Below are 20,274 nucleotides of genomic sequence, written 5' to 3' on the forward strand. Positions count from 1 at the left end.
CTTTGTTCTGGAAAAAATCGCACTAACATGCTTTTTGCCATTGGAATGGGAGGGAATGCCATGATGCGAAAATTTTTCGCCCACCGAAACAAAAAGAAAACCTCTCCCCTCATGCAACGCATGCAACAGTCACAAATACCTGACCAGGAACTGTCAAGCAGTGTTAAGGAAAACCTGGAGCTGTTTCGCACCTTGCTTGGCAATCCGAACGATTTGTTGATTCGCAGCTTTCTCATCGGCAACAGCAACCATCTGTGCGCCGTCATCGCCATTGATGGTCTGGTCGATTCGGCTATGCTCCATACACAAGTGCTGGGCCGTATCCAGCTTATGCTCTCCATAGCAGAAAAGACAGTTCCTGTTGAACCGGATGAGATCCTCAGCCTGCTTTTTGACGAGGTCTTGTCCGTTGTCGAAATAAAAAAAGAGACGTCGCTTGCAGCTGCCGTCGACTGTATTTTGTCCGGCGATACCGCCCTGATTGTCGACGGCACAAGCCAGATCATTCTCATTGACAGCAAAGGCTGGAAGTCCCGGGCCATCGAGGAACCTGTCTCCGAAGGGCTGGTGCGCGGTCCCCGCGACGGCTTTACCGAGAACCTTCGGGACAACACTGTGCTCATTCGCAGAAGGGTCAAAGACCCGAACCTGCGCTTTGAGAGCATGGTGGTAGGAAAGCGCAGCAAAACCGAGCTGCTCGTCGCCTACATCGAGAATATCGCAGATCCCGATCTGGTCAAGGAAGTCCAGCGCAGAATCGCCACCATCGACGTTGACGAGGTCGAAGAGTCAGGGTTTATCGAGCAGTGGATCGAGGACGATTTTCTCTCGCCTTTTCCCCAGTCGAACAATACCGAGCGTCCGGACAAGGTCAGTGCCGCCCTCTTTCAGGGACGTGTCGCGATCTTGCTGGACGGTACCCCGATGGTGTTGATCCTCCCCGTCACGCTCGGTCTGCTCATGCATTCTCCCGAGGACTACTACGAGCGTTGGATCGTCGGCACCCTGACACGTCTTTTGCGCTATTTGGCCGCTTTTTTCGCTGTCTTTTCGCCTTCGCTCTACATCGCCCTGGTTACGTTTCACCCTGGCCTGATTCCGTCCGATCTCGCTTTCTCCATCGCTGCCACGCGGGACGGCGTTCCTTTTCCGGCTTTCGTGGAATCGATCATGATGATTACGACGATGGAGCTGCTGCAGGAAGCGGGACTGCGGCTCCCCAAACCGATCGGCCAGACAGTCGGCATCGTCGGCGGTCTTGTGATCGGCGACGCCGCTGTATCAGCCGGACTCGTCAGCCCGGTCATGGTTATTGTGGTAGCGTTGACAGCCATTTCGTCGTTTGCCATTCCAGCGTACCACCTGGCGATCGCCTTTCGCATGATCCGGTTTTTCGCCATGTTTGCCGCCGCGATCTTCGGGGTGTACGGCGTCGTGTTAAGCCTGATCGCGATCCTGATACACCTGTCCAATCTGACCAGCATCGGTCATCCGTATCTGGCTCCGTTTGCCCCGCACATGGCCAGAGACTGGAAAGATCTGATTTTGCGCGCGCCTGTCACTTTTCTGAAAGACCGCCCCGAAATGTTACATGCGGAAGATGAAATTCGAATGAGAACAGGGGACTCCAAATGAGTGCACGAACCTTGTCGGATAAAATGCTCAGCACAAACCATATGGGCATCAACATCACCTCTGTCATGATCGGTGTAGGTATCCTGACCTTCCCGCGCGCACTCGCCAAAGAGACCGGCGGAATCGACGGCTGGATTTCCATCGTCCTCAGCGGCCTGGTCGCCTTTCTGATCGGCTGGCTGCTCGCCAAGCTCGCCGCCCGCTTCCCCCGGCAAACTTTTTTTGAGTACACCTCGCAGATCGCCAGCAAGCCGGTCGGTTACGTCCTTACCTTTCTTGTCTGTGTGTACTCGATGCTGTTCGTCTCTTTTGAGATTCGCGCGATCGGCAACATTGCCAAGCAGTATTTGTTTTACAATACCCCTGTCGAAATGATTACCCTGAGCTTTCTCTTTGTTGTCCAATACGCCATGGCAGGATCGCGCATCTCCATGTTGCGGCTTAATTTGCTGTTTTCGCCAGTCGTCCTTGTCGTGCTGTTTCTCGTCTTGCTGTTCACCTCGCAATTGATCGAATTCGAAAACGTCCGCCCCTTTTTCTCGTCCGACTGGCAATCCTTGCTGAACGGCTCGCAAGCGGTGGGGCTTTCTTACTCCGGGTTCGAAATCATCCTTTTCTATACCATGCTGATGAAAAGGCCGAAAGAGGGAACAAAGGCGATGGCACTCGGGCTGTTCATCCCGGTGGTCCTGTACCTGACCATCTACATTTTCGTCATCGGCGTATTTTCTGCGGAGGTTGTGAAAAACTTGACGTACCCGACAATTGATCTCGCGAAGGAAGTGGAAATTCCCGGCGGGTTTTTTGAACGAGTCGAATCCATCTTTTTTGCCATCTGGATCATGACGATTTTCGATACGTGCATGGTGTGGTTCGATATTGCGATCATCAATTTGACGTCGATGTTCCGCAACGTAAAAAAAATGGTCTGGATCCTGCTTCTGTCGCCGATTATTTACTTCATCGCCATGCTCCCGCAAAATCTGGTTGACTTCTTTACCTTTGCCGACTATGTGACGTACTACGGGATGATTATCGTTTACCTGTGTCCCATCCTGTTGTTGGTGATCGCTGTATTCCGCGGGGTGAAAGGCCATGAATAGACGCTTTGTTCTGCCCTGTCTGATCGCTCTCCTGTCAGCGCTGGTCACAGGCTGCTGGGATCAGGTACAGATTGAAGAACGCGGCTTTGTCCTTGGTGTCGCCATTGATGTCCCCCGCACCAACGAGGCGGAAAAGCGGGCAACAAAGGAGTCGCCGGGAAAACCGAAGGTCAAGGAACGCTTTCTCGTCACCCACCAACTTGTCATCCCCGGCGGACTGATCGCAGGCAGCCAGGCAGGCGACGGACAAAACACGGCAAACGAGGCGTTTCTCAACCTCACTTCGGAGGGCGATTCGCTTTTTGAAGTTTCCCGCGAGTTGGCTACGCGAACCAGTCGCGCTCCGTTTTACCAGCATCTCAAGATTATCGTCATCTCGGAAGATGTCGCCCGTTCCGAGAACGGCTTTGCCAACGCCATGGATTTTCTGTTGCGCGATCCCGATTCCAGACGCGGCAGCAAAGTCTTGATCTCCAAAGGACCCGCCAAAAGCATTATCGAGGTCACGCCGAAAACGGAAAAGCTGCCTGCGCTCTACATCAATCAGATTGGCGAACACATTGATCGAAACGCGCGCATGCTTCACCAGGTCAGGATGGGTGACGTTCACGAGGAGCTGCTCAGCCCCTTCGGCTTCGTCATTCCAAGGGTGCGCGCCGAAAAAAACGAAATCAAAATGGCGGGCAGCGCTGTTTTTTCCAATAACAACCAATTAGTTGGCTTTCTCGGCGAAGAGGAAACCGAGGGCTTGAATTTTTTGACGGGGAATATTAGCGGGGGACTGCTAAAAGCCAAGGTCAAAAACGATTTGGTCGTCATGAACATCCAGGGAACGAAACATACCATCAAACAAGATTTGCGCGACAAGCAGCGCTTTGTTTTCACGATCCATATCGAGTGCGAGGGCATTTTGGCAGAAGCCTACTCGCTTATGGATTTTCTCAGCAAGGAAGAAACGAAAAAACTGGAGCGAGCGTTCGCGAAAGAAATCGAGCGAATGTGCCAGGATACGCTCCAGAAAGTACACAAGGAAATGAAAGTCGATGTCATCAAATTGGGCAGCCATATCCGCCAGAAAAATTACCCGCTCTGGAAGAAGATCCAGCACGACTGGGAAGACGGACAACGCCTGTACGAAAAGAGCGAGATCCGGGTAAAAGCCAAAGTGTACTTGCGAAATATCGGTTCCATCAACCGCTCGGAATTAGATGAAGGAAGGTGACCAGCATGATGAAATTTTTCGGTACACTGCCACCGTTTCTCACCTTTGCCGGCGCGCTGCTTGCCTTTTTGATCCCGTTTCTGTTTTACAAGGTCAGCAACAAAATCCACGAATGGGGCGACCCGCCCTGGAAAAACAACAAAAAGCCAAGTTCATAAAACAAGGAAGGCACGCCTGGCTGTTTTTTGCCGTGAGCGTGTCGTTTTTGTTTGCGCGTTGACGCTTTTCTGAAGAAGGAATGGAAGAAAATTCCGGTAAATTTAGTCCGAAAGCTTTGCTAGTGCTATAATCAAAAAGGGAGGGATGATCTTGCTCGATTTAACAAGGCTGCAAACACCTCAATCGTGTTTGGAGTTTTGTTTGTCCTCTTTCTGCTGATTACAATCGCTTTGATCGTTATGAGGCTTCAATAGAAGATAGTTGGTTCCTAAAGAAAGTCAACTCTCATCGTTGACTTTTTCTTTTGCCATTTTCAGTAAATTATTCTCCGAGACGCACCCGAAAATGAAAAAAGTGAGAAACAGGATTTGCTCGCTGTTTCCCACCTTGAAACAAAAACCATATGTATGGATTGCTGGTGCCGGTAGAGGGACTTGAACCCCCACGGTTTCCCTCACGATTTTGAGTCGCGCGCGTCTGCCAATTCCGCCATACCGGCCCGTTTGTGTGCAAATGGTCGGGAAGACAGGATTCGAACCTGCGACCCCTTGGTCCCAAGCCAAGTACTCTACCAAGCTGAGCTACTTCCCGATTTGCTCACACACTGTTGCTTCACTTTGTTCGACAAAATCTGCAAGGTGCCGCAACACTTAAATATTATACAGACAAGTCGCTTCAAAATCAAGATCGGATTAGCAAAAAATCAGCTACCAGTTCCACACAGCGATTCTGCCCAGTTGAAACTCGTGAAGCCCAGTCTCGGCACGCAGCTTCTCCAGCTCGCGAACCGGGCCTGTGACTACGGCGCCATAGACGACGATTCCTTTTTCGCGCAAATAGGTGAGCCGTTTTTCATCATAGGCATCGAATGTATCTGGCGCGTAAGACTGCATCCACTCCAAATCAGGGATGAGCTGGTTTTTGGCGTCCTCTACCGATTCGGGCAAACTCATCGCCTTTTCCAAGCTCATGCTTCCGCCCTCGCTATAGTGAACTGCCGGCCTCAGCACCAGGTTCGGGACGTAAACCGTGCTTTCACTGCGCGTATGCGTCGGCTTGAACGTTTTCAGCTCGCCTCCGTACACCGCCATCTGCAGCAGGTACAGATCGTATTTTTCCAGCAGTTTGTAGAGTTGCATCGGCTCATACGGCTGAAGCGTAGAAAAGGCCATCTCCGCCACGTAGCCGTCCTCCATATGGGCAAGCTGCTCCCACAGCTCGTCCTGCTCCTTGCGCTCGTCAAGCGGCTTTTGGCCGAGCAGCGACAAAGGCAGGGCAAAGCGAAAAGTCCCGTCCCGGTCGTCGAGCTGCTTTTTTTGGTAGTGGATTTCGTACTCCAGCTTGCCCCAAAGCGGTTTTTTGACCGTCACCGTGCCGACAATTTCCTCCCACTTGCCAAGCTGCTTGTACAGCGTCAATGTCGTCTCTTGCGTCAGCCAGGGAGACAGCGACACCGGAGTATGCCCTGACTTGTCCACCATCAAGCCCGCGTAATGCGTTTCGATCAAGGTCGAAGCGTAGCGGACCAGGTCGTCCTCTTTGTTCAGCTTCGCATAGCCGATTTGAATGACGATCATGTAAAGCGTGTAAAAAAACCAGATCGCAAGCAAAGTTTGTGCGATATTTTTCCACAGAGCAAACCGCGACCGCCAGATCAGGCGACGTGCCTTTTTCTCGTCCCAGGCAACCTCGGACACGTCTAGCCTGTCGCGCAACTTGTCATCCTCCATCGTCCATTCCTCCTTCCGTTCGCTTCTCCCACTCGCGAAACTTTTTCCGTGCCCGGTGCAGGGTGACTTTTACCTGCTCGATGCTCAAGGACAGCGTCTCCGCCAGCTCCAGATAGGAAAATTCCTCGACCTCGCGCAAGTAGAGGATCGTTCGCATCCGCTCCGGCAGTTGCTGCAAAATCCACTCTGCCCGCTCCTTGTCCTCTTTTTGGCGATAAATCGTTTCCGGTTCATACGTACGCGAGGACGCGCTGAACAGACGGCGGATGTTTTCCAGCATACTTTTTTCCGACGTTTTTTTGCGCAGCCAGTCGATGTACAGATGCCGCGCCACTTTGTAAAGCCACGCCCGCGCCTGCCGGGCATCGCGAATCGAGAGGGAGAGCATGGCACGGTAAAACGTCTCCTGCAACAGCTCCTCGGCTACTTCGCGCGAACCGCACATCCGGTACAAATAGCGGTACAACGGCTGCTGATATTCGGCGAACCATTCGCTCCAAAGTTGTGCCTTCATCTCCCACCTCCCATACCTACAAACGAAGTCAGGCGCAAAATGTTACCATTTCCCGTCAAAAAATTCTCCCCCGTTCACCTGCGTCGGACTCTCCTGCTCACCTGCTTGCAGCCCCGCACACAAGGCGAGCAACAGCCGGGCACGGTCCGAAAGAGGTGTCCAGGCCGACTGAACGGATAGTCCAACGGATGCCGTCCCGCCACGATCCAGCGTCCATCCGGCAGCTTTTTTAACTGGTAGACGTTAAAAAAGCGATCGCTCCGGTCAAATTGAAACCAGACAGCAAGCGTCACGCATTTTCCGCTTTTTTTCAGGATTTGCGCCTTGACGATTGGCGGCGCACCGATTCCGTCTCCTACCGGAACAGCCAGCCTCCCGTTGACCCGTCTCAGATCGAGGTTGCCGATGACACGACTCGCGAGGCAAGGCGTCATGAACCTGGTCAAAAAACGGCGAATTTTCGCTTTTGAATTGAACCGCCTGGGTAAAATTTTTCCCCGTTCCCCTACACGCCGCTGCGCCGAAAAAACAATGGTCCAGAACGCCTGCTCTACCTGCCTGACGACCCCTACCCACTTTTTCTTCATCACGCATTCCTCCCCTCCTACAAAAGTATGCAGCCCTCGCCGCAAACGGTTGGGCCGATGACTTTGCATGCATAATCGCGGCAAAACGGGAGAAATTATGACGGTGTGTGTCAAACCAATTTTTTTCGCAAGGAGGAAAACGATATGCCAACACAGATCAACACCGATACGCTGAAAAAAGCCGAAGTGGCAACCACACTCGCGAAAAATATGATTACGCAAGCCATCGAGCAGTCGGCTGCCAATCCGCAGCTCGCCGAAGAAGCGCTGAAGCAGGCTTCGCAGGAAATTGCCCAGGCGCAAACGATGGTGTCGCAGGTTCAGTCCACACTGCAAACACAGGCGCAATCGCAGCAGCAAGGCCAGTCGTAACAATACGAAACGGATCCGCGAAAATGAAAAACAGGCAAACCGTTTCCTGCGGGATGCCTGTTTTTTTGCGGCTGTTTTGCCATGGCAGCCGGTCGCACCGATGACGTACAATAATCTCGTCACGTCAGAAAAAAGCGAAAGGGGCAATGGCCATGCAGCCGCTGAAAGGGCTGAATCACATGCTGTTTTCCGTTTCCGATCTGGAGCGTTCTTTTTGTTTTTACCGGGATGTCCTCGGCGCAAAGCCGCTGGTTCGCGGCAGAAAGCTGGCCTACTTCGACTGGAACGGCTATTGGCTGGCCTTGAACGAAGAGCGCGACATCCCTCGCAACGAAATCGCCTTGTCCTACACGCACCTCGCCTTCTCCGTTGCCGAAGAAGACTTTGACGACTGGAAGCGCCATCTGGAGCAGCACGGCGTTTACATCCTCCCCGGCCGCGAGCGCGACGAGCGGGACAAACGCTCGATCTATTTTACAGACCCCGACGGGCACAAGTTCGAGCTGCACACGGGCACACTGCAGGATCGCCTGGCTTACTACCGGGAAGAGAAAACGCATATGACGTTTTTCGATTGAGAACGCAGCGGACGAAGTGCTCGCCTGTCTGGACGACCTCGCTTCCGAGCTGCCGATCACTTCCTGGCGTTTCGCCGTCTGCGGCGCTTGCCCCGTTTTTTGGAAAGGGACGTAGTCGGCTGTGCTACACGCACCCCAAAGGCGCGCATCGCCCGGTGGATTGGAAACGCAATCGACAGCTTGCCATCGGCGGAGCCTGCAAAATTGACGGCGGCAGCGTAATTGTTTGCCGTCAGCCAGACAGAGCCGGAGTCGCCCGGCAACGAAATCGGGGTGTCGCTGCGGATGACCGTCTGGTTGCGGAAGCGGATCGTTCCCAGACCGCCGTAGTCGCCGTAATCGACCTTGATGTCCGTATGTGTCGATTCCACGACCCCCGTGACAAAGCCCGTCGTGCGGCCGACCTTTTTCATCCTGCTCCCGATTGCGTAGGAACGGACGTAACCCGGAATGGTGCCGATTTTCGCATAGCGCGGAGCGAGCAAATCATTCGAGGTGGGAATGCTGAGCGCGGCATCCATCTCATTCAGTGCATTTTTTCGCAGCCGGACGAATCGGTATAGTTGTCCAATCCGATCGCGCCCGGAACGCCCGCCGTCCGCCCCTCCCGGCTGGATCGTTTCGGAGTAGCCAGCAGAGTTGTTCCGGTTCAGGACGTGGTTGTTGCTCAACAAAAAGCGCTGGGCGCGGCGGATCGCTCCTGTAACGATCAGGCCCGCCGTCCCCGCAGCTCCGGGGTATCCGACGCTTACGCCCGCTACGACCGGACGGATTCTCCGGCGATAGTTGGCAGCTGACTTCAGCTTTTGATGGCTGCTGCATCTGCCGGAGGTGATCGTCCTCACGGGAACGGCGACGCGCGAGGTGATTTTGGGATTTTTCCCGCCTTTTTTGCGTTTTAACGCAACGCAGCTCGGACAGCCTTTTTTCGCGGCCGCACTGGCGTCCAGCGTGTACAATACGACACAGGCCCCTTTTTTGTTGTTCCTGCCGTTTACATATCCAACCCCGATCCCCATGACGTCGGGCATGCGCTTCCAGCGCTTCACCAGGTGATTCTTGGCTCGCAACGCTTCCTGAAAGGTAGCCATACACGCATCTGTCCTCCCCAAGTGATTTCGTACATAGCATCCTATGTCCGACTTGGCCAAGACCACTGGACGCTTGCCAACCTTGGGCGAGCCTTTTTTATCAGCAAGGAAAAAACCGCCATCCTCTGCATTTCGCGAGAGAATGGCGGTTTTCAGGTCAATCAGGATGCTTCCGAAATCGGGCTTGGAACGGCAGCCTGGTTGACTTTTTTATTCGTATGCACCAGCAAAATGTTCAGGACGACCGCTGTCAGCGAGCCTGTCACGATGCCGTTTTGCAGCAGCATTTTCACCATGGTCGGCAACTGGTCAAACATGCTGGGCACAGCCGCAGAGCCAAGGCCAACGGCGATACTGCAAGCGGCGATCAACAGATTTTCATTTTGGCGAAGGTCGACCTGCGACAAAATATTGATCCCGGAAGCGACAACCATTCCGAACATGGCGATCATCGCACCGCCCAATACGGCGTTGGGAATCACTGTCGTCAGCGCCGCCAGCTTGGGCAAAAGGCCAAGGACAACCAGCAGACCGCCAGCGCCGATCATGACGTCGCGGGTTTTGATGCCTGTCAGGGAAACCAGCCCAACGTTTTGCGAAAAGGCCGTATACGGGAACGCATTGAAAATGCCTCCCAGGACAATCGCAACGCCTTCGCCGCGCAAGCCTTTGACCACATCTTTGTCCGTTACGTTTGTCTCGGTTACTTTGCCGAGGGCAAAATAAACGCCAGTCGACTCCGCCATACTAATGATGTTGACCAAAATCATGGTCACGATGGCCACGATGGAAAATTGCGGCGTGCCGAAGTAAAACGGCTCGACTACGCTGAACCAGGAAGCTTCCGCCACGTTGGCGAAGCTGACCATCCCCATCATGTAGGCGATCACTGTTCCTGCGACAAGGCCGAGCAAGACGGAGATCGCGCGAATAAATCCGCTAAAGAAGCGATTGATAAACAAAATGATCGCCAATGTTCCGAGAGCGAGCAGCAGGTTGCGCGGCGAACCGAAGTCCGGCATTCCCTGGCCGCCAGCGGCATTGTTCATCGCCACCGGAATGAGCGACAGACCGATGATGGTCACGACAGAGCCTTGCACCACGGTCGGGAAAAAGCGCAGCAGCTTGCCAAACAACGGCGCAGCCAGTACGACGAACACACCGGAGACGATAATCGCACCGTAGGCCGTGGCCAGATTGCTGGTGGAAGCAATCGCGATAATCGGACCTACAGCCGTAAACGTACAGCCCAGCACCACCGGAAGACGAATCCCTGTGTAGCGCGTCCCGATGACTTGCAGCAAGGTAGCGATCCCGCACGTAAACAAATCGGCCGCGATCAGGTAGGCAATCTGCGCCGGAGTCAGGTTCAGGGCCCCGCCAATGATGAGCGGTACGACGACAGCACCCGCATACATCGCAAGAACGTGCTGCAAACCTAACGTAACGATTTTCTGTTTGGATAGCATGAAGTATTCTACTCTCCTCTCGTCATAGTATTTAGACACGGACCGATTCCGCCTGGATAAACTGAATGCCTTCCGGAGACATGGACGCGATGCGGGCCAAAGACTCAATGCGGACACCCGCTTGTTCCAGCAGTCCACGGCCTTCCTGGAAGCTTTTTTCAATAACAGCTCCGATGCCGACCAGGTGCGCATTCGCGTCTTTGATAATCTGGGTCAATCCGATCAGCGCCGCTCCGGTCGCGAGAAAATCGTCCACGATCAGCACGCGGTCATCCGGCGACAAATACTGTTTGGACACACTGATCTGATACGTTTCCTGACGGGTAAAAGAGTGGACAGGAGCCGAGTACACCTCTTCTGACAGCGTCACTGCCTTTTTCTTTTTCGCGTAGACAAAAGGCACTCCCAATGCAACCGCTGTCGCCAGTGCAAAATGAATGCCGCTCGCCTCGATCGTCAACACTTTCGTAATTTTCTCGTCGGCAAAAAGCTGGGCGAAACGCTCGCCGATCTTCATCGTCAATTGCGGGTCTACCTGATGGTTCAAAAACGCATCCACCTTCAACACGGATTCCGACAGCACCTTCCCGTCCTGTACGATGCGCTCCTGCAATTCTTTCATCGTTTCTTCCTCCTCCATCAACTCTAGCGCTGCCAGAAGACGACGCTAGTCCAACTGTATGAGAACACTTCGCATCGTCTATTTGCTTGGCGAGCCTGCGTTGTTCTTTTTGTCGACAGCCATGGGGATTAAATGGCATCGACGAAAAAAAATAAAGCCCCGAACGGACAGCTCACAGGCAGGCTCATGTCATAAAACCAACGCCAAGTGAAACTGTCCCTCGGGGCTTTTCTCCCTCGGGAATCACACGCCAAAAAAGCGTGTCAGCGTTCTTGCTAGCAGATTATCCGCTTCCTGTCACGAGAAACAGGGAGCAGCGAACAGCGCAGTCGATCGAACGCAATTTCACTCGTAGTCAGGTGATTTACGGTCACCTGGTAGAAACTGTTGGGCCTTATTCCCAAAATTATACGAGCACTCCGTATGCACTTTATCCGGCACGATTGCCGGGTCTTGACCCAATCTATCACAACTGGCTTGCTGGAATCAAGCGTAATTTTATGAAAGTCGCGGTGCACACTTGCCTGCCTCCAAATGAAAAGAGCCCTTGGTTGTCCAAGGACTCTTGCGTTTTATCGCTTCGGTTTTTTGCTTCGCATTTGCATGTTGATTTTTTTCCACTTGTCCTTCTCTGCTGCTGCCAGCCGCGCATTTTCCTTGCGGGCCAGGTGAGCCAGTTCGCGCTGAAGCTTCAAATAGCTGTCGAAGCGAGCCTTTTCCAGCGAACCGTCTTCAATCGCCGCCAAAACGGCGCACCCTGGCTCCCGTCCATGCTGGCAATCGTTGAAACGGCATGCTGCTGCCAGCTGCTCGATGTCGTCAAAAGCTCCGCGGAATCCCTCATCCGCTTCCCACAGCTGCAGTTCGCGCATGCCCGGCGTGTCAATCATGAGAGCGCCGTCCGGAAGCTGAAACAGCTCGCGGTGGGTAGTCGTATGGCGGCCGCGATCGTCTCCCTCGCGCACTCCGCTTACACGCTGCCGCTCTTCTTTGCTCAGCTTGTTGATTAAGGTAGACTTGCCGACACCAGAGGAGCCCATGAGCGCCACTGTCTGGCCGCGCCCCAGGTACGGAGCAAGCTGCTCCAGCCCTTCTCCCCGCTCAGCGCTGACTACGTGCACAGGCACGCCAATCGCGACGCTTTCCACCTCCGCGATGCGCTGCTCCAGATTGTCGCACAAGTCGGCTTTGGAGAGCACGATCACCGGATTGGCTCCGCTTTCCCAGGCGAGGATGAGGTAGCGCTCCATCCTGCGTATATTAAAATCGTTGTTTAAAGCATTCACCAAAAATACGGTATCGACGTTGGCAGCCACAATCTGCTCTTCGATGCTGTCTCCCGCAACCTTGCGGGAAAACTTGCTTTTGCGCGGCAACACCGCATGGATCGAAGCTTTCCTTTCTTCGGGACGCGCCGTGATGACGACCCAGTCTCCTACCGCCGGATAATCCTCGCGGCCTGTCGCCTCATAGCGCAGCTTGCCCGTGACTTCGCCCAGAAGCTCGCCGTGCTCGCTCAACAGACGATAGATGCGTTTATGTTCCAGCGTGATTCTGCCCACGCTGTAGCCTTGCTCGGCATAAGGAACAAAAAGATTGGCAAAATGCTCATTCCAGCCCAATGATTGCAAAACAGCTTGATTGGTTGTGTGATTCAAAACGGATTCCTCCTGCAAATGGTTGTTTGATTGGCCCTACGCCAAAACCAGTCGCAGTCGAATCCTCATTTTTTTGAACGGTGCTACTGTTCGCTTGAAAGGAGGATTCCTGCGACGGACGTTCCTACAATCTCTGCAAATTTGATGTTTGCCATAATACATCTCTCCTTTTTCAAGCCCGCACCATTCCTGGTTGGGAATCAACTTTTTACCCCATCATTGTAACATATCAGGGGGCGTGGAAAAAAGCTTCAGTCATCACCTCCGCAATCTCCGCTGTCACTGTCGTGGCTGCAATCATGTCCATCCGAGTCGTGGTGGTGATGATGGTCGTCGTGATAATCGCTGCTGTCCATGTAAAACCAGTTGCTATTCGAGGAAGCGGCATAGCGAGAACGAGAACGTCTGTCTTTTCTTACTTTTCTGTCTTTTCTGCCTTTTGCGACCTTGCTCGAAAAGAAAAATACGGCAATCACGAGTAAAATGATGAAGATAAAAGCAAAATCCATGAGCGTCCACGTCCTCTCTGTCCGTATGAGACCATACAGTGTTCACTCACATTATACCATGATCCGGCTCCCCTTTTGGGACAGGCTGAATAAAGAGACTGCGACGAAAAAATAAAGAACCGTGCAGCTTGCTGATTCGCTGCACGGTTTTTCTGCTGTGCTTACGCTTTTTTTCTGAACAGGCTTACAATCGAGAGCAGAAGCGCCAGTCCGGAGAGCACCAGTGGCAACGTGTTGCTGCCACCTGCGCTTGCCGCCGCCTGGTCCTGGGACTGAGCTTGTGCTGCCGCTGGCGCAGCAGCGTCGTGGCTGTGATCGTGACCTGCTTCACCAGCACCTGCTTTCACCGTAGTCACGGACGCCGGCGTCTTGGAATCCTTGTCTCCTGTCCACTCCACTACTTCGCCGTCCGCGTATGTCTGGTACGCTTTCCACGCCAGTGTGCCTTCCTCTTTCGGGTTCGCGCCCACGAAAGCGAACTCCATGAACTCATGCGCCTTGATGCCGCCGTCTGTCGCGGTCCAGACGAGTGCTGTGTTTACACCGTCCTTGTCTTTTTCAAACTCGTAGCTCCAGCCTGGAACTGGCTGCACGGTGTTCACTTTCACGCCCGCCGGAAATTCCAGCTTCACTTTTACCGTATTGACGTCCTTTTCTACAGGGACGCGAACGGTATATTTTTCATAAGAGCCGGTAGTGGTTTCTTTCGGATAGACATTGACGTGCGCTTGCGCCGCTGTTGCGAGCGTCAAGACTGCTCCTGCCACCAGTACACTGCTCAGCCATTTTTTCATCTTCATGCAAAAAACCTCCTAGTCAGCCGCCGTTTGGGTTGCGGCTTGCGTGTTTGTCGTGTCATTCATCTCAGTCGGATAGTTGTTCTGGCTCATCCATAGCCCTGCCAGCACAGCGACGATCCCGAGCATGATTTCCCAGCGCAACAGGTTCATGCGCAGGCTGTTGTTCGCCCGCCAGCGCTTCGTTTGCCGATAGGCGAGCGCGAGCATGATGCAGACGCTGACGATTTTGACGTAGAGCAGATAACTCCAGGCAAAGGAGCTTTGCCAGATAAGCGTCAGATCGGTCTGCACGATCAGCATAAGCGCTCCCGTCACGATGGCAAGCGCGGCCGCCGCGGCAACCAGACGCAAAAAGAACGCTTTGAACGACTCATTGCCCCGCTCTGTTTCTTTTGCCACCAAAAGCAGGTAGACGAGCGCACCGAGCCATAACGCCACGGTCAGAACGTGCAGCAGCCGCAGCACGATCGACAGCCCGACAGGTGCAATCCCCCAGGCATGCCCGCCAAAAGCTTGCGCACCAATCAGCAGCACCCAAACTCCCGCGTACCAGCCCGATACCATGTTCGGAATCGCCAATAACAGCAGGAGCAAAAAGGAGACGATCAGCATGACCGCAAATGGAGACTGCAAGAGCAAGTCGCTGTCAAACTGCCACAGAGCTTGCGTCAAGGATACAGCCGGCAACGATTCGTCGTACAAAAACCAGAGAAAAACAAGTCCCACGAGCGCGAGCGCCCAGCCGATCTGCCTGCCGATCCCGATCAGCGACTCCAGCGTCGGCAAGCCGTAGCGCTGTCCCCGAGCGGCAATCAGATACAGCCCGCCGCCGAGAAGAATAATCCCTTGCGCAAGATAACGATAGACGATCATATACTTCGTATCCGTCTGCTGTTCACCGGGCGGCACCACGACCGCACTTTTTTGCCCGATGGAAAAAGTCAGGCGCTCCTCCACCGGATGGCCGTCCTCCGATACGACCGATACGATCACGGAATACGTCCCCTCCGCCAAATCTGGCGGCAACTGCGCATTCACCTGCGAAGCATCTCCCGGCTGCAAGGTCGGACGCTGCAGCGGTATTTCCCTGCCGTTCCAGTCAAACAGGCGAACCATGACGAGATCCGGCTCCAACGTCTCGGTAAAGCGCACAGAAATTTGTCCCGGATTCGCCTGCAGCACCTCGCCGTCTTTCGGGGTGCTGCCCATCATGCCTGCATGGGCATAGGCCGAATGATTTCCAATCGCAAGCACGAGAAAAAAGGCCAGCGAAAGCACGGTCCATAGTCGCTTCATGCTGTGCATCAGCCAATCACCTACTTCCTTCGCCTTTTCGTTACTAATCCTATCAAATGCGTCTGTCAATCTGTATGGCTACATCGGGCTATCTGCTGTGACGAATTTTTGAAGCAGCCGAAAATCCGAACAAAAAAGACACCGACGGGTCGTTTTTCCCGCGCGGTGTCTTGGATACGCTTCTTTTGCGGCACAGATATTCATTACGTTACTCGCCGCTATGCTGCTTGAGGAAACGCAGAATGAGCTCGTTTACCGCCTCTGGCTCGTCCATCGGCGGGATATGGGCGGAATCTGGCAAAATGACCTTCTCCGCACGCTCGATCCGCTCGGCCAGCTCGTCAGCGATTTGCAAAAAGTCGACGTAATCTCGCGCTCCTGCAATGACTAAGGCAGGAGCCTTGATTTCCTCCAGACGCTCTTGTGGTGAGGGGGTAAGGACAACGAGTCCTTCTCCGTATTCAGGCAAGGAAAAGGCATTGCGACTCATGGTCTTATACAGCTCACGCGCTTTTGCCCGCTTGCGATCCGCCGCACAGCCAGGTCCGTCAAACCACATCCGCGTATATTGCTCCACTGCTTCCTCTATCTTTTTCGCTTCCAGTAGTTGAGAAAACTGTTCTACATCCCGCACCCTCTGCTCACTCTTTGGATGTCCCACCAAACCCGACGAGATCAAAACCAGACTCTTCACCATTTTCGGGTAAACGAGGACAAACTCCTGGGCTGCCATTCCCCCAAAGGAAAGACCTGCCACATGTGCTTTTTCGATGCCCAATCCATCCAATACGGCACGGACATCATCGTATAGCGTAAAAGGCACTGTTGTTGCCGGGGTTTTGCCAAAGCCGCGAAGGTCAAAACGAATCACCTTGTACGATTCCGCGAGAGCCGCTGCTTGCTCGTCCCACATCCTGCAGTCCAGATTGAACCCGTGAATCAGCAGAAGCGGCTCACCTTCGCCTGCCATTTCATAGTAAAACCGTGTTCCATTCGCTTCGATAAAGCCTGAGTCGACCGCTTGTCCAATTCCCATTTTTTACTCCCCCTTTCCTTCATTATCTTATTCCATATTTTGCTAGTAAAGCTAATGTTTACACAGGCACAACATTCGCTAGCCATACGCTCGTAACAAAAAACCGAGACGGGATTCTCCCAGCCTCGGTCTTCTTTGTTACCTGCCGCTCTTCATCTCTGTCCAGTAGCGGTCGTATTCTTGCAGCGTATCGCCGACATCGACGAGCCACTCGGCGCGATCAATGTCTGCTTTGTCCAGGAAGATCATCTTGTTGGAGCGGTATTCTTCGCTGTGCAGGGAGTATGCCTGCTCGTTCGGGTTGCTGTAGCCGATCGATTCGTAGTTTTTCACGCTGACCTCGGGATCCATGAGGTAGTTGATGAACTTCTCAGCCAAATCTTTGTGCTTGGCTCCTTTTGGAATCGCCAGTGTGTCTGCCCAGATCGTCGCGCCCTCTTTTGGAATGACGTACTCCACATCCGGGTTTTGACCGTTGATGATCGCCGCGTCACCGGACCAGACCGTACCGATCCACGCTTCCTCCGCGATCATTTTTTGCTTGATGTTGTCCGTATCAAAAGCCATGACGCCCGGCAGCATTTTTTTCAGGTCCGCAAACGATTTTTCCAGCTCTTCCTTGTTGGTTGTGCTGTTGGAATAGCCGTTTTTAATCAGGGCCATCCCCATGACTTCACGCGGGTCGTTCAGCAGGATGACGCGGCCTTTGTACTCTTCGTTCCACAGATCGCTCCAGCTTGTCGGGGCTTCCTTGACATATTTCTTGTTGTAGGCAATCCCGGTAATGCCCCACGTGTAGACGAGCGAGTATTTGTTTTCCTTGTCAAAAGGCGGCGTCTTGAACGTGGACACGATGTTTTTCATGTTCGGGATGTTCTCTTTGTTCAGCTCTTCCAACAGGCCGAGCTGAATCATCGTAGCGACCATGTAATCGGACGGCTGGATCAGGTCGTAGCCCGATGCGCCCGCCTGGATTTTCGCCAGCATTTCCTCGTTGCTGCCGTAGATGTCGTAGTTGACCTTGACGTTGTACTTCTGCTCAAAATCTTTAATGACCTCGGGGTCGAAGTTGTCGGCCCAGGAGTAGATGTTCAATACTTGCTGTTCTTGCTCGGACGATGAACAGCCGACTGCTGTCAATGCGAGAACGGCGGTCAGGGCGCCGATCATCATGGACTTGAAACGTTTCATTTTTTCTTCTCAACCTCCAAATCAGTAATTGATGTTTTTTGGTCGATTAAAAGTGAATCTGACCGTTTTTGGAATCCTTGCGGCGGAACAGTTCGGCGATGATGACCAAAAGCACTGTGCTTACGATCAACAGCGTCGAAAGCGCATTGACTTCCGGCGACACGCCTCGCTTCACCAAACCGTAAATGTACAGCGGCAAAGTGGTCGAATTGGGACCCGCCACGAAGAACGAAATAATGAAATCATCCAGCGATAGCGTAAACGACATCAAAAATCCGGCGATGATTCCCGGCATAATCAAGGGCAGCGTCACATGGCGCAGCGTCCGCCACGGGGTCGCGCCCAAATCCTGTGCGGCCTCCTCCAGTTCCTTGCCCATATCGGCGAGGCGGCCGGAGATAATGACCATCACGTACGGCATGGAAAATGTGACGTGTGCCATAATCAGGGTCCATTTGCCAAGCTCGATGTGCGCCTGGCTGAACAAGACCAACAGGGCCAGTCCCATCATGATCTCGGGAATGACGATCGGCAAGTAGATCAGCCCGTTGACAATCGTGCGCCAGCGCAAGGAATAATGCTTGATGGCAAGCGATGCAGCCGTGCCGAGAACGGTCGCCAGCACGCTGCTGATAACGCCGATCGACAGGCTGTTCATCAAGGCCTGCATCACCTGTCGGTTGTCAAACAGCGACACGTACCACTTCCAGGTGAAGCCGCTCCACGTCGCATTGATCCGCGAATCATTGAACGAGTAGAGCATGAGAATCGAGATCGGCAAGTACAAAAAGACGAGCATCAGCCAGGAGTAGCCGGTCAGCGTATGTCTGCGCCATGTTTTCATGCTGCTCCCTCCTTCGCTTCGCCCGCTTTGACCGCGCGGAAGTAGAGAAGGATAAGAAGCATCGACAGAAGCATCAGCACAATGGACAGCGCCGAACCAAACGGCCAGTCACGCGCCGAAAGGAACTGGTTCTGGATGACGTTTCCGATCAGGGCCGACTTTGCCCCGCCCATCACATCCGGGACGACGAACATCCCGATGGAGGAAACAAACACGAGAATCGATCCGGTGACGACACCTGTTTTGGTCATCGGCAAGGTCACATGCCAGAACGCTTTCCACGGAGTCGCCCCAAGGTCGTACGCAGCCTCCAGCTTGCGGCGGTCCATCTGCTCCAGCGACACGTAAATCGGCAGCACCATGAACGGCAACAGCGTGTACACCATGCCGAGCAGCACCGAGCCGGAATTGTAAAGCAGCGGCAACGGCTCTGTAATCAGCCCGAGCGACTGCAAGATCGTATTGACGACCCCTTGCGAGCGCAGGATGATAACCCAGGCGTAGGACCGAACGAGGAAGTTGATCCAGAACGGAATCATCACCAGAAGCAGCCAGATTTGCTGCGAAGACTTTTCCAGGCGGGAGATGTAGTACGCGAGCGGATAGCCGCAGACGATGGACAAAAGCGTCGTCAGGATGGCCACCACCAGCGTGTCTCCGAAAATTTGCCCGTACAGCGGGTCCCAGATGCGAATGTAGTTGTTCAGCGTAAACTCGTAGACAACTTGCCCGTATGTGCCTCTTTTAAAAAAGGACAAGAGCGCAATCAGCAACATCGGCAGGACGAAAAGCAAGCCCAACCACAGAAGGGCGGGGACGGCGAGCAGTTTTACCGGCTTTTTGTTCAACAAGTCAGGATCACCTCGTCCGTCTGCGCCCAACCAAGAGCGACCCGATCTCCCACCTTCCAGTCCAGACCGTCGCCCGCATACTGATGCGCCATCACTGTCATGTCCTGGCCATCCAGGCGAATATACACTTTGCGCAGGTTGCCAAGGAATACCGCATCGGTAATCGTTCCCTGCTTCCTGTGCTTCTCAGGCTCCGTCTGCGGCTGATACAGCTTGATCTTTTCCGGACGGACCGCCGTATTCGTGCCGTTTTCGCGGAAAATGTTGTTTTCTCCGATAAACGTTGCGACAAACAGCGTTTGCGGGTGGTTGTAAATCTCTGCCGGGGAAGCAATCTGCTCGATCCGTCCCTTGTTCATGACCGCGATCCGGTCGGACATCGCCATCGCTTCTTCCTGGTCATGGGTGACGTAGATGAACGTAATCCCGAGATTTTTTTGCAGGTTTTTCAGTTCAAGCTGCAAGCTTTTGCGCAGCTGGTAGTCCAAGGCGCCAAGCGGCTCGTCCAACAACAGGACGCGCGGATTGTTGATAATTGCCCGGGCAATCGCTACCCGCTGCTGCTGTCCGCCAGAAAGCTGCTTTGGCGTCCGCTTCCGCAGCTCGGTCAACTGCACGTACTGCAGCACTTCCTCCAGCCGCTTCTTCTGCTCGGCTGCACTTACCTTTTTCATTTTCAATCCAAATAAAATGTTTTGCTCGACCGTCATGTGCGGAAACAAGGCGTACTGCTGGAACACCATGTTCATGTCCCGTTGGTAAGGCGGCACATGGGTGAGTGGCTTTCCGTCGAGAAAAATCTCCCCGGAGGTCGGCTCCTCAAATCCGGCAATCATTCGCAAAAGCGTCGTCTTGCCACAGCCGCTCGGGCCGAGCAACGTCAAAAACTCCCCTTCTTCAATGGAGAGAGAAAAGGAGGGGACAACAATGGAACCGTGAAAGCTTTTTTCAATTGAGTCCAGATGAATAATCGTTTTCATTCCGTCATCTCACCATATGTCATTAAA

Annotated in this window: 21 protein-coding genes, 2 tRNA genes and 1 riboswitch; of the genes, 6 read left to right on the forward strand and 17 right to left on the reverse strand. The window is 53.6% G+C overall.

All coding sequences use genetic code 11. The annotated features are described in order from the left end of the window. The first annotated feature begins 60 nt into the window (after window positions 1-60). The 4 genes from AAFJ72_RS16485 to AAFJ72_RS16500 are packed head-to-tail and all read left to right on the forward strand — an operon-like array spanning window position 61 to window position 4,118. A complete protein-coding gene (locus AAFJ72_RS16485) occupies window positions 61-1,635 on the forward strand; it encodes a spore germination protein (protein WP_432774789.1) in 1,575 nt (524 codons plus the stop codon). Beyond that, a complete protein-coding gene (locus AAFJ72_RS16490; protein WP_432774790.1) occupies window positions 1,632-2,738 on the forward strand; it encodes a GerAB/ArcD/ProY family transporter in 1,107 nt (368 codons plus the stop codon). The genes AAFJ72_RS16485 and AAFJ72_RS16490 overlap by 4 nt, the downstream gene beginning before the upstream one ends. Next, a complete protein-coding gene (locus tag AAFJ72_RS16495; RefSeq protein ID WP_432774791.1) occupies window positions 2,731-3,960 on the forward strand; it encodes a Ger(x)C family spore germination protein in 1,230 nt (409 codons plus the stop codon). Before AAFJ72_RS16490 ends, AAFJ72_RS16495 begins: the two co-directional genes overlap by 8 nt. A 5-nt stretch (window positions 3,961-3,965) precedes the next feature. Beyond that, window positions 3,966-4,118, forward strand: a complete 153-nt coding sequence (locus AAFJ72_RS16500; protein WP_432774792.1) for a hypothetical protein — start codon at window positions 3,966-3,968, stop codon at window positions 4,116-4,118. A gap of 417 nt (window positions 4,119-4,535) precedes the next feature. On the opposite strand, the gene AAFJ72_RS16505 is transcribed toward AAFJ72_RS16500, so the two are convergent. From AAFJ72_RS16505 to AAFJ72_RS16525, 5 genes are all read right to left on the reverse strand, one after another. Then, window positions 4,536-4,618 (reverse strand) — tRNA-Leu (locus AAFJ72_RS16505). Between the two features lie 15 nt (window positions 4,619-4,633). Then, window positions 4,634-4,710 (reverse strand) — tRNA-Pro (locus AAFJ72_RS16510). Between the two features lie 116 nt (window positions 4,711-4,826). Further along, entirely contained in the window at window positions 4,827-5,849 is a 1,023-nt protein-coding gene (locus AAFJ72_RS16515; RefSeq protein ID WP_432774793.1) for an anti sigma factor C-terminal domain-containing protein, read from the reverse strand. Then, window positions 5,839-6,363: an RNA polymerase sigma factor gene (locus AAFJ72_RS16520; protein ID WP_432774794.1), complete on the reverse strand. Its 525-nt coding sequence runs from the start codon at window positions 6,361-6,363 to the stop codon at window positions 5,839-5,841. Before AAFJ72_RS16520 ends, AAFJ72_RS16515 begins: the two co-directional genes overlap by 11 nt. Window positions 6,364-6,437: 74 nt before the next feature. Next, window positions 6,438-6,950 carry a hypothetical protein gene (locus AAFJ72_RS16525; RefSeq protein WP_432774795.1) on the reverse strand — a complete coding sequence of 171 codons (513 nt, stop codon included), beginning with the start codon at window positions 6,948-6,950 and terminating at the stop codon, window positions 6,438-6,440. Between the two features lie 144 nt (window positions 6,951-7,094). On the opposite strand from AAFJ72_RS16525, the gene AAFJ72_RS16530 reads away from it, so the two are divergent. Together AAFJ72_RS16530 and fosB are read left to right on the forward strand one after the other, a co-directional pair. After that, the gene (locus AAFJ72_RS16530) at window positions 7,095-7,322 is read left to right on the forward strand and encodes a hypothetical protein (RefSeq protein WP_122906422.1); all 228 of its coding nucleotides are present in this window, start codon (window positions 7,095-7,097) and stop codon (window positions 7,320-7,322) included. 152 nt (window positions 7,323-7,474) lie between these two features. Next, window positions 7,475-7,900, forward strand: a complete 426-nt coding sequence (gene fosB, locus AAFJ72_RS16535; RefSeq protein WP_432774796.1) for a metallothiol transferase FosB — start codon at window positions 7,475-7,477, stop codon at window positions 7,898-7,900. A 56-nt stretch (window positions 7,901-7,956) separates the two neighbouring features. On the opposite strand, the gene AAFJ72_RS16540 is transcribed toward fosB, so the two are convergent. The 12 genes from AAFJ72_RS16540 to AAFJ72_RS16595 form a co-directional block, all read right to left on the reverse strand. Beyond that, window positions 7,957-8,991 (reverse strand): hypothetical protein, encoded by a 1,035-nt coding sequence (locus tag AAFJ72_RS16540; RefSeq protein WP_432774797.1) that lies wholly within the window; start codon window positions 8,989-8,991, stop codon window positions 7,957-7,959. A gap of 161 nt (window positions 8,992-9,152) precedes the next feature. Beyond that, window positions 9,153-10,460, reverse strand: coding sequence for a nucleobase:cation symporter-2 family protein (locus AAFJ72_RS16545; protein ID WP_432774798.1), 1,308 nt, complete (start codon window positions 10,458-10,460; stop codon window positions 9,153-9,155). A gap of 31 nt (window positions 10,461-10,491) precedes the next feature. After that, window positions 10,492-11,082 (reverse strand): xanthine phosphoribosyltransferase, encoded by a 591-nt coding sequence (locus tag AAFJ72_RS16550; protein ID WP_122906419.1) that lies wholly within the window; start codon window positions 11,080-11,082, stop codon window positions 10,492-10,494. A gap of 332 nt (window positions 11,083-11,414) precedes the next feature. Further along, window positions 11,415-11,516: riboswitch (purine riboswitch) on the reverse strand. 138 nt (window positions 11,517-11,654) lie between these two features. Next, window positions 11,655-12,740 (reverse strand): ribosome small subunit-dependent GTPase A, encoded by a 1,086-nt coding sequence (rsgA, locus tag AAFJ72_RS16555; protein WP_122906418.1) that lies wholly within the window; start codon window positions 12,738-12,740, stop codon window positions 11,655-11,657. A 251-nt stretch (window positions 12,741-12,991) separates the two neighbouring features. Next, window positions 12,992-13,249 carry a hypothetical protein gene (locus AAFJ72_RS16560; RefSeq protein ID WP_432774800.1) on the reverse strand — a complete coding sequence of 86 codons (258 nt, stop codon included), beginning with the start codon at window positions 13,247-13,249 and terminating at the stop codon, window positions 12,992-12,994. Between the two features lie 161 nt (window positions 13,250-13,410). Further along, window positions 13,411-14,049: a YcnI family copper-binding membrane protein gene (locus AAFJ72_RS16565; RefSeq protein ID WP_432774802.1), complete on the reverse strand. Its 639-nt coding sequence runs from the start codon at window positions 14,047-14,049 to the stop codon at window positions 13,411-13,413. 12 nt (window positions 14,050-14,061) lie between these two features. Next, the gene (locus AAFJ72_RS16570) at window positions 14,062-15,345 is read right to left on the reverse strand and encodes a copper resistance protein CopC (protein ID WP_432774803.1); all 1,284 of its coding nucleotides are present in this window, start codon (window positions 15,343-15,345) and stop codon (window positions 14,062-14,064) included. 208 nt (window positions 15,346-15,553) lie between these two features. Further along, the gene (locus AAFJ72_RS16575) at window positions 15,554-16,381 is read right to left on the reverse strand and encodes an alpha/beta fold hydrolase (protein ID WP_122906414.1); all 828 of its coding nucleotides are present in this window, start codon (window positions 16,379-16,381) and stop codon (window positions 15,554-15,556) included. Between the two features lie 138 nt (window positions 16,382-16,519). Further along, entirely contained in the window at window positions 16,520-17,572 is a 1,053-nt protein-coding gene (locus AAFJ72_RS16580; protein WP_122906413.1) for an ABC transporter substrate-binding protein, read from the reverse strand. 46 nt (window positions 17,573-17,618) lie between these two features. Continuing rightward, complete coding sequence (locus AAFJ72_RS16585; RefSeq protein ID WP_432774804.1) at window positions 17,619-18,416, reverse strand: ABC transporter permease; 798 nt, start codon at window positions 18,414-18,416, stop codon at window positions 17,619-17,621. After that, complete coding sequence (locus AAFJ72_RS16590; RefSeq protein WP_122906411.1) at window positions 18,413-19,267, reverse strand: ABC transporter permease; 855 nt, start codon at window positions 19,265-19,267, stop codon at window positions 18,413-18,415. The genes AAFJ72_RS16585 and AAFJ72_RS16590 overlap by 4 nt, the downstream gene beginning before the upstream one ends. Further along, window positions 19,261-20,247, reverse strand: a complete 987-nt coding sequence (locus AAFJ72_RS16595; RefSeq protein WP_432774805.1) for an ABC transporter ATP-binding protein — start codon at window positions 20,245-20,247, stop codon at window positions 19,261-19,263. Before AAFJ72_RS16595 ends, AAFJ72_RS16590 begins: the two co-directional genes overlap by 7 nt. Window positions 20,248-20,274: the final 27 nt, after the last annotated feature.

Origin of the sequence: Brevibacillus gelatini (assembly GCF_050920745.1) — a bacterium.
Taxonomy (GTDB): domain Bacteria; phylum Bacillota; class Bacilli; order Brevibacillales; family Brevibacillaceae; genus Brevibacillus; species Brevibacillus gelatini.